Source organism: Parabacteroides sp. MSK.9.14, from assembly GCF_019041495.1.
Taxonomy (GTDB): domain Bacteria; phylum Bacteroidota; class Bacteroidia; order Bacteroidales; family Tannerellaceae; genus Parabacteroides; species Parabacteroides merdae.
In genome coordinates this window covers 73,384-83,205 of sequence record NZ_JAHPXO010000024.1, presented here as the reverse complement: position 1 = coordinate 83,205, position 9,822 = coordinate 73,384, and the positions used below count along the sequence as shown (strand labels likewise).

Annotated in this window: 10 protein-coding genes; all 10 read left to right on the top strand. The window is 42.2% G+C overall.

Features of this window, described 5'->3' with window-relative positions:
* Nucleotides 1-166 precede the first annotated feature (166 nt).
* The gene (locus tag KTG12_RS13660) at nt 167-1,390 is read left to right on the top strand and encodes a 6-bladed beta-propeller (RefSeq protein WP_055285042.1); all 1,224 of its coding nucleotides are present in this window, start codon (nt 167-169) and stop codon (nt 1,388-1,390) included.
* Nucleotides 1,387-1,998, top strand: a complete 612-nt coding sequence (locus KTG12_RS13655) for a hypothetical protein (RefSeq protein WP_005635335.1) — start codon at nt 1,387-1,389, stop codon at nt 1,996-1,998. Before KTG12_RS13660 ends, KTG12_RS13655 begins: the two co-directional genes overlap by 4 nt.
* A 1-nt stretch (nt 1,999) precedes the next feature.
* Nucleotides 2,000-2,440, top strand: a complete 441-nt coding sequence (locus KTG12_RS13650) for a hypothetical protein (protein ID WP_005648678.1) — start codon at nt 2,000-2,002, stop codon at nt 2,438-2,440.
* Nucleotides 2,428-3,099, top strand: coding sequence for a signal peptidase I (lepB, locus tag KTG12_RS13645; RefSeq protein WP_005635332.1), 672 nt, complete (start codon nt 2,428-2,430; stop codon nt 3,097-3,099). The genes KTG12_RS13650 and lepB overlap by 13 nt, the downstream gene beginning before the upstream one ends.
* A gap of 194 nt (nt 3,100-3,293) precedes the next feature.
* Nucleotides 3,294-3,764, top strand: coding sequence for a hypothetical protein (locus KTG12_RS13640; protein WP_055285041.1), 471 nt, complete (start codon nt 3,294-3,296; stop codon nt 3,762-3,764).
* A 61-nt stretch (nt 3,765-3,825) separates the two neighbouring features.
* Nucleotides 3,826-5,781, top strand: coding sequence for a threonine--tRNA ligase (gene thrS / locus KTG12_RS13635; protein WP_005635329.1), 1,956 nt, complete (start codon nt 3,826-3,828; stop codon nt 5,779-5,781).
* 33 nt (nt 5,782-5,814) lie between these two features.
* On the top strand, nt 5,815-6,429 hold the full coding sequence (gene infC / locus KTG12_RS13630) for a translation initiation factor IF-3 (RefSeq protein ID WP_005648683.1): 615 nt from the start codon (nt 5,815-5,817) through the stop codon (nt 6,427-6,429).
* Nucleotides 6,430-6,488: 59 nt separating this feature from the next.
* The gene (rpmI, locus tag KTG12_RS13625) at nt 6,489-6,686 is read left to right on the top strand and encodes a 50S ribosomal protein L35 (RefSeq protein WP_005635323.1); all 198 of its coding nucleotides are present in this window, start codon (nt 6,489-6,491) and stop codon (nt 6,684-6,686) included.
* Between the two features lie 106 nt (nt 6,687-6,792).
* Nucleotides 6,793-7,137 (top strand): 50S ribosomal protein L20, encoded by a 345-nt coding sequence (rplT, locus tag KTG12_RS13620; RefSeq protein WP_005635321.1) that lies wholly within the window; start codon nt 6,793-6,795, stop codon nt 7,135-7,137.
* 477 nt (nt 7,138-7,614) lie between these two features.
* A complete protein-coding gene (locus KTG12_RS13615; protein WP_138273008.1) occupies nt 7,615-9,789 on the top strand; it encodes a family 20 glycosylhydrolase in 2,175 nt (724 codons plus the stop codon).
* The last annotated feature ends 33 nt before the right edge of the window (nt 9,790-9,822 follow it).

Sequence of the window (9,822 nt, the reverse complement as noted above, 5' to 3'; positions counted from 1 at the left end):
TTGATATTCAATTGATAAAAGGAAATTAGTGATAGTATGACAGTTGTTTTTCAAAATAATCCTATAATGCAATAAAGCAGGCCGATGAGGGCTATGCAAAATTTATTTCAGAGAAATTTAAACAGGCTCTTATTAGTCGTAACTCTACTTTATAAAAATTCATATTATGAAAGCAAAGATTATTTTCTTAGGACTAATTACTTTATATTGTAGCTGCCAAGAAGCAATAAGAAAAGGACGACCTTTTCCTGAAGTAAATACAGATAGTGTAACGGTTATTCCAACCGATGAGGAACACGCGGAAGTAATAAAAGTATCGGATAATGTAAAAAGTAAAGTCTTATCTTCCGAACTAATAGAGGACTTCTATTACATTCCATTGGAAACGACTGATGAATCATTATTTGCATATTGCAATAACTTGGAGTTTTATGAGGATAAGATTTATTTGTTTGATAGGTTGGGTGCGGAAAAATTGTTTATATTCGACAAATATGGCAAGTTCTTGAATTATGTAGGAGATAAGGGCGGTGCTTCCTACGAATTTTATGCTCCTAAAGCATTTGCCGTTAATAGGACTAATAAGCAATTTGTCATCTATGACAATCAAAAACGTAAATGGATGGTATTTACGGATAAGGGAGATTTTATTACTTCGTATGATGTTAACTTTAGAATGAAAAGTTGTTTTCAGATATTTCCAAATGGAGAATATGTCTCCTTTACTGATGCAGGCGACCGAAATTATCACTTAGGGAAATACGCTGATTATAAAGTTCTCTATACGGACACATTAGGCAGACTATTGAAAGCAGCTTACACCTTCCCCGAAAAAGTTTATACTACGATTGTTTATGATCCGTTAATTTGGGCAAATGATGAATTGTTGTATTTCTCGTTGTATAGGGATAAAGTATATACACTGAAAGATTCTATTTTTGAGATGAGATATAAATTCGATTATAGCGATTTCAGTCCGTTTAAAGAAAAAGACTTGGAGGCTTTCGAAAACTATGAGGACTTTTATCGGTATTGTTCTTCTCATACTTATTTATCCGGTTTTGCTGAAAACAGCACGCACCTATTTCTTAAAACTTCAAGTGAAGATGGGAAAGATTTTGTATCTTTTTACGACAAACGAAGTAAAAAAATGATCAGCTGGTATTACATTTATTACGATATGGATTTTGCCTTAGAATTTATGAATAATATATTCAGCTATAAAGACTATTTTGTGGCTTTAGTGGAACCGGAAACATTGAAAGGTTTAAAGAAGCATATAGAAACTACAACGCATTATCCGATGAAAGAGGAAAACCGGATAATGATAGAGAGCTTGAAAGAAGATGATAATATGGTGTTGGTATTCTTTAAAGTAAAGACGTTATGAAGAAAGTAAGTATAGCTAATATTATCATATCCATCATAATTGTCATTATAGCTGGTGTTTTATTTTACAATAATCGATACAATATAAGCAACGACATGGATAATACAGAGATGTATGTGATGTTAAGAAATATGGAAGTTAATGCCAATACACAATGGCAAGAATTTCCAGACAATAAAAAATTACAGAATGATAGTCTATCCTTGTTTATAAGGAATTTAAAGACTCCTACTTTAATGCTTCGAATCAAGGAGACGAGTTGCCAATCATGTATATTCAATGAGTTGGATCGAGTTAGGGATTTAATAGAAAATGGTGTAAACTGTATTATCTTGACAACGTATAATAATCCTTCCATAGCAAGAAAAATTCTATGCACAAAAGGATGCAAAGACGTTACATTTTTTAATATATCCTATGATTGCATGTATGAATGGTATGTGGAACAATTAGAAGTTCCTTATTATTTTGTTTTACATCCGAATAAAAAGGCATCTGACTTTTTCTTACCGGAAAAGTCGAAACCTGATATAACGGATTCCTATATCAAAAGTATTGCTCGAATATGTTCGGTGAATGGAGTCTCAATTAACAATAAATACAAATAACATGAAAAGAACAAACTTACTACTCCTATCCCTTTGTGCGTTAGGATTGATATTTACCAGATGTGATTTCAACTGGAATTTTTCACGAAAATACACAATTGCCATAAAACAACCGGATCAAGCATATATTCAATCTGCTGAATTGGATTCTATCTGGAAATCAAGTTATGAATATGCCGTTTTAATTCCTGAAGATACTACTATAAGTACTTATTTTCATTTGATAGAAGCCTTGAACAGCAATCAGCCATATAATTGCACCAATACTCTTATTATTTGCCATACAAAGGATACGGCAAGCATGAAAGAGCTGGCTCCGGGCTATGCTTTATATATATCCGATTTCATAGCTAAAGAGGGTATGTGCAATAAATCTTGTTATTTTAACATACATAAAGATATAAATAAATATCAGATAGAAAAAATAAAATGCGAATTCTAAAAGGAACTATTCTACTGGTTTTCGTCTGTGTATTTATCCGTATCGCGGTTGGCAAGCCGTGTGTGGTTCCATCCGGTAGTATGGAACCCACTTTGCTTTGCGGAGATCGTTTATGGATAAATAAGTTGGCATACGGAGGACGACTCCCGAAACGTTGGGCAGATATTCCGTTGCTCAATGTATTCACATGGATTCGACCGCTCCGTATAGCAGATGAACAGAACCATTGGAAGTATTTCCGCTTGCCGGGTTTTACCCAGCCACAGTTGGGAGATATTGTGGTGTTCAACAGCCCTATGGATGAGCGCGTATGGCTGGTAAAACGTATCACCCATATTATACCACAAGGCGATACTTTAGCCATTAATAAAGAAACACTAAATTCTTATCGCTCTTTAATTATTCGGGAAGGAAGTTCTATTGCGAAATATCGGAATCGTATCTTCATCAATGGCAAATGCGATTCGCTTTATATTACAAAGCATACGTTCTACTTTATGGAAGGTGATAATCGGGATAATTCGCACGATAGCCGTTACTTCGGTTATATTTCGGAAGATGCAATCGTCGGAAAGTTCGATAGAGTGCTGTATTCCTTTGATTCGGATAAATGCGGTTGGAAATCGATTCGTTGGAAGAGGATATTTGAGAAGTTATAAACGAATATGTGAGTCTTCATTGGCATAAACATTCGAAATAGGCTATGTAAATAGAGGCTACCGATTGCTATGTGCCGGATACGGCGGAGCTATTAGCTGTTTTACGGCAATCGGGGTTTGAATTTGACCAGGCGATTCATTACCGGAAGCGGAATTTTCTACATGTATCACTAAAGAAAACCGGTACGAACCGGATGCAGGTACTTTTGCGTCTTTTGGTTCTGGTATTCTTGTTATCGGGGTGTGGGGGAAACCGGAAAAGCCAGAGGCGGGAGGTGGCAACTTCTATGGATTCTGTCCGATTTTCTTCATGTGAGACGAATTTGAGGAAAAGGGATATTCATTTGACCGATACGGCAGTGTGGAATTTGCACCGGGTTGTTTATTTCGTTCCGGACAGTACCGGTAGGCAATACCCGAAAACTGTCACCTCTTTGCAGATGGATTACCGGAGGGCACTGGCCGACACCGGGAAAGTGATGGTGCGAAAACAAGATGAATATGCCGGACAGCAGGTAAAAGTTGCCGAAATCCGGATGGAATCCAGCCGGAAAGCTCGTTCGCCAGTATACTTTATCTATGGAGGAATACTGTTGTTTGTCGTGGTCCTCTTTTTGTATAAAAGGTTGCGGAGCAGAAACTTTTTTCCTAAAAGTTCTGTTTAACAAAAAAAGAATGCTAAATTTGCATCCTGATTAATTTTTAGGAATTTATAGTGAACAGATTATGATAAAGATTACATTTCCGGATAATTCCGTAAAAGAATATGCCGAAGGAACGACTGCCATGCAGATTGCGGAAAGCATCAGTTCCCGTCTGGCACAGGAAGTTCTGGCTGCGAGCGTGAATGGTGAGATTTGGGACTTGACCCGTCCGATCAACCAGGATGCCGCCATCAAACTTTTCAAGTGGGAAGACGAGGAAGGTAAGCATGCATTCTGGCACTCCAGCGCTCACCTGATGGCTGAAGCTTTGCAGGAGTTATATCCCGGCATCAAGTTTGGTATCGGACCGGCTATTGAAAACGGGTTCTACTATGATGTGGATCCGGGTGAAGCAACAATCAAAGAAGGTGATTTCCCTGCTATCGAAGCAAAAATGCTCGAACTGGTAGCGAAGAAAGAGGAAATCAAACGTCAGGACATTTCGAAGGCAGATGCCCTGAAAATGTTCGGTGACAGAGGCGAAGAATATAAAACAGAACTTATCAGCGAATTGGAAGACGGTAAGATCACAACCTATACGCAGGGGGCGTTTACCGACCTGTGCCGTGGTCCGCACTTGCCGAACACTTCTTATCTGAAGGCTGTTAAAATAATGAGTGTTGCCGGTGCTTACTGGCGTGGTGACGAAAAGCGTAAACAGTTGGTTCGTCTGTATGGTATCACTTTCCCGAAGAAAAAGATGCTGGACGAATATCTGGCATTGATGGAAGAAGCCAAGAAACGTGACCATCGTAAGATTGGCAAAGAACTGGAGCTGTTTACGTTCTCTACGGCAGTGGGAGCAGGGCTTCCGTTGTGGTTGCCGCGTGGCACGCAGTTGCGCCTGAAACTGGAAGACTTCCTGAAACGTATCCAGAAGAAATATGGTTACCAGCAGGTAATGACTCCGCATATCGGTGGCAAGCAGTTGTATGTGACTTCCGGCCACTACGCTAAATACGGTAAGGATTCGTTCCAGCCGATCCATACTCCGCAGGAGGGTGAAGAGTTCTTGTTGAAGCCGATGAACTGCCCTCATCACTGTGAAATATTCAAATCGTTCCCGCGTTCATACAAGGACCTACCTCTGCGTTTCGCGGAGTTCGGGACTGTGTATCGTTATGAACAAAGCGGCGAGCTGCACGGTTTGACAAGAGTACGTGGTTTTACGCAGGATGATGCCCACCTGTTCTGTCGTCCCGATCAGCTGAAAGACGAGTTTTTGAAGGTGATGGATATTATCTTTATTATCTTTAAGGCTTTGGATTTTGAAAACTTTGAAGCACAGATTTCTCTGCGCGACAAGGTAAACCGGGATAAATATATCGGTTCGGAAGAAAACTGGGAGAAAGCCGAAAGCGCTATCATCGAAGCTTGTCAGGAAAAAGGCTTGAAAGCCAAGATTGAATATGGCGAAGCTGCTTTCTACGGTCCTAAACTGGACTTTATGGTGAAAGATGCCATCGGTCGCCGTTGGCAGTTAGGTACGATCCAGGTTGACTATAACCTTCCGGAACGCTTCGAACTGGAATATACGGGTGAGGACAATAAGAAACACCGTCCTGTTATGATCCACCGTGCACCGTTCGGCTCTATGGAACGTTTCGTTGCCGTGCTGATCGAACATACGGGTGGTAAGTTCCCGCTGTGGCTGACTCCGGACCAGGTGGCGATCTTGCCGATCAGCGAGAAGTTCAACGATTATGCTTATGAGGTAAAACGTCAGCTCGAAGCCGAAGATCTGAGCGTTCTGGTTGATGACCGTAATGAGAAAATCGGTCGTAAGATCCGTGATACAGAATTGAAACGTATCCCTTATATGCTCATTGTTGGAGAGAAAGAAGCAGAAAATAATGAAGTTTCTGTAAGAAAACAGGGCGAAGGTGATAAAGGTTCGATGAAAATTACTACCTTTGCAGCGCTTTTGAAAGGTGAGGTAGAGGATCAGATGAATCACTGGAAGAAAGATAATAATTAATTAACTAATAACGAGGAGAATAAATCTTTTTGAATGAAGAATGACAGTCTGAAAGAACAGTATAGAATCAACGAACGTATTCGTGTTCGTGAAGTTCGTTTAGTAGGTGATAACGTAGAACAGGGAGTTTATCCTACTTCTCAGGCATTAAAGATGGCTGAAGATCAAGGGCTCGATCTGGTTGAAATTTCACCGAATGCTGCGCCCCCCGTTTGTAGAATTACTGATTATCAGAAATTCCTTTATCAACAGAAGAAGCGCCAGAAGGAACAGAAGGCGAAATCTGTGAAAGTGATCGTGAAGGAGATCCGTTTCGGGCCTCAGACAGATGATCATGATTACAACTTCAAGTTGAAACATGCCAAGGGATTTTTGGAAGAAGGAGCAAAAGTAAAAGCATATGTGTTCTTTAAAGGACGTTCCATTCTTTTCAAAGAGCAAGGAGAGGTATTGTTGCTTCGTTTTGCCAATGACTTGGAGGAATACGGAAAGGTAGAACAATTGCCGGTACTGGAAGGTAAACGTATGATCATCATGCTGACACCGAAGAAAGCCGGAGCTGCCGCCGCTTCCAAACCTGCCGTTTCAAAACCGGTAGTGAAGAAGGTGGTCGTGACTCCCAAGCCCAAGACTGAAGAGTCTGAATGATAAGGAAAGAAACCACCCGCTAAAGGGTGTAAAGTTTAATAATTAAAATATATTGGAAAATGCCTAAGATGAAGACTAATTCCGGTGCCAAAAAAAGATTCGCTCTTACCGGAACAGGTAAAATCAAAAGAAAACACGCTTTTAAAAGTCACATTCTGACAAAGAAGACTACAAAGCAGAAGAGAAATCTTACTCACACAGGTTTGGTTGCCAGTGTGGACGTAAGCAACGTTAAGCAGTTGCTTGGTTTGAAGTAATCTTTTTTAATTAAGCGAGTTTTACAAGATTTTTATTAACCGAATGTATTTAGCAAATAAGATCATCCGATAGTGATGACGCTAACATTCAAAACAGATTAGTATTATGCCTAGATCAGTAAATCATGTTGCTTCAAGAGCAAAAAGAAAACGGATTTTAAAACTTACCCGTGGTTACTATGGTGCACGTAAGAACGTGTGGACCGTTGCTAAAAATACCTGGGAAAAAGGTTTGACTTATGCATTCCGTGACCGTCGTAACAAGAAACGTAACTTCCGCGCATTGTGGATTCAGCGTATCAATGCTGCCGCACGTCTGGAAGGAATGTCTTACTCTCGTCTGATGGGAGCTTTGCATGCAGCAGGTATCGAAATCAACCGTAAAGTTCTTGCCGACTTGGCTATGAACCATCCGGAAGCTTTCAAAGCAATCGTTGCTAAAGTGAAGTAATTGACATTATAGAGCAATTGGAAAAAGAGTTCCATTCAGGAGCTCTTTTTTTTATGTCAAAAGTTTGGTGGTTTCATTCCTATTGCATATCTTTGTGATAAGAAAAATGAGTTAGCCGCACATGTTCGATTGGGAAACTCATCAGTTTATTTTAATTCCGAGACACAGCTCTTGTCGTCAATGGCGGGCCGCACCCTTCGGGGCATGCTTAGCACGGCGGATTACAAAGATGGCAAAGCACTCAAATCCTGTCATACGGAGTTTGTTCATATCTACGGTGCGGCTTTCTTTACATAGGAGGATATGTCAGAACAGGCATATCCTCTTTTTTTTGTGCCCCGTCAAGCATAGTTTTAGACGGTGTAACGCTATGGGTTAGGGGAGCTAAAGCATCGCTTTTTGTTTGAAATAGGAGCTTGTCCGTTTTTTCTTCGTATATTTACCCTCCAAGAATTAAACACACTAAACTAAATATTTATGTTACTGCCAAAACAGTCTCGCAATTATGTAACCGGGCTGGCTGCCGCTTGCTCGTTGCTATTGATTGCCTGCTCTCCGGAGGAAGTCCGGCAGGTCAATCTTATTCCCAAACCGGAACAGATGACAATGACCGGAGGAACTTTCACGGTCGATAGTCTCGCGTTATTTGGCGGGCAATCTTCCCGGAATATCAAAACAGTGATCGATGAAGCCTGGTCCGGTAACCCGGAAGGTTATCAGTTGGATGTGACGCCGGGAGGAATCGACCTGCGTGCCGGTTCGCCGGACGGTCTGTTCTATGGGATGCAGACGTTACGCCAACTCTATGCTGGAGGAGAGGTCCCATGTGTTTCGATCCGGGATAATCCTCGTTTTGGGTATCGGGGATTGCATCTGGATGTATCCCGTCATTTCTTCTCCAAAGAGGAAGTGATGAAATTGCTGGATGTGATGTCTTTTTACAAGTTGAACACCTTGCATATGCATCTGACGGATGCCGGAGGATGGCGTATCGAGATAGACAAATATCCGAAACTTACTTCTGAAACGGCCTTCCGCACCGAATCTGATTGGCGGAAGTGGTGGGACGGCCGCGACCGTAAGTATCTGCCGGAAGGGACGCCGGGTGCTTACGGCGGTTACTATACGAAGGAGGACATCCGGGAGATCGTGAAACATGCGGCTTCCAAACATATAAACATAATACCGGAGATCGAATTTCCGGGGCATTCGGAAGAGGTCCTGATGGCCTATCCTGAACTGAGCTGTTCGGGAAAGCCTTACCAGAACGGCGATTTTTGTATCGGTAACGAGCAGTCGTTTACATTCATGGAAGACGTATTGGCGGAGGTGATCGATCTTTTCCCGTCCGAATATATCCATGTCGGTGGCGATGAAGCCGGGAAGTCCGCCTGGAAGAAATGTCCGAAATGCCAGGCTTTGATGAAGGAAAAAGGAATGAAGAACGTGGACGAGCTTCAGAGTTACATGATTCACAGGGCTGAGGAGTTTCTGAATTCGAAAGATCGCAAGCTGATCGGTTGGGATGAGATTCTGGAAGGCGGCCTGGCTCCGGAGGCGACCGTCATGTCATGGCGGGGAGAAGACGGTGGAATCAAATCGGCCCGGATGGGGCATGATGTGGTGATGACGCCGGGTAATTATATGTATTTGGATTTCTATCAGGCCGATCCTAAGACACAACCGTATGCCATCGGTGGCTATACGCCGATAAAGAAAGTGTATAGCTATAATCCCGTCCCGGCAGATTCGTTGACGGCGGAGGAATGCCGGCATATTTTGGGTGTGCAGGCCAATACCTGGACCGAGTATATCCAGACACCCGAACATCTGGAATATATGATGTTCCCGCGTGCCCTTGCCGTAGCCGAGATAGGATGGACGCCGCAGGAATTACGGACATGGGAAGATTTCAAACCTCGCATGAATGCTCATATCTCCAAATTGCAGGGAATGGGGATCCGTACTTTTACCCTTTCGGACGAACTGGAGGTGACCATGCAGGTCGATACCGCAGGCAGAAAGATAGAAGTTATACTGGATGCCGAGAAATATCCGGCGGAAGTCCGCTACACGACGGATGGTTCGACTCCGGTTGCATCTTCCGCTTTATATGCCGGACCGATTATCGTGAGAGATTCAGCTTATATCAAAGCTGCTATTTTCCGGGACGGAGTTCTTCAGGGAACGCCGACGGAAAAGAAAGTGGATTATCATCGGGCCATCAATAAGCCTATACATTATAATAGTAAGCTCTACGAAGGCTATATGGCTGGAGGAACGAACGCCTTGTTGGACGGCTATCGGGGCGGTCTGACTTATCTGGACGGACGTTGGCAAGGTTATTTGGATGATCTGGACTGTGTGATCGATATGGAAGAGGAAACGGACATCCATAAAGTGTCCATTCGTTTCATGCAATTGATCGGTCCGGGGGTGTTCCAGCCCGGACAAGTGGAGTTGTTGACTTCGGAAGATGGTGAAAACTTTATTTCCCGCGGGATTGTTCCGACAACGGTTCCGGCTGATGATCCGGACCTCCTGTTCCAAGAATATACGTTCGACGGTAACTGGAAAGCCCGTTATGTCCGTTTGAAAGCGCCGAGGGCGAATCCCGGTTTTATTTTTGCGGATGAGATAGTTGTTTGGTGAATTAAAAATTAAGAATTAAGAATTAAAAAATAA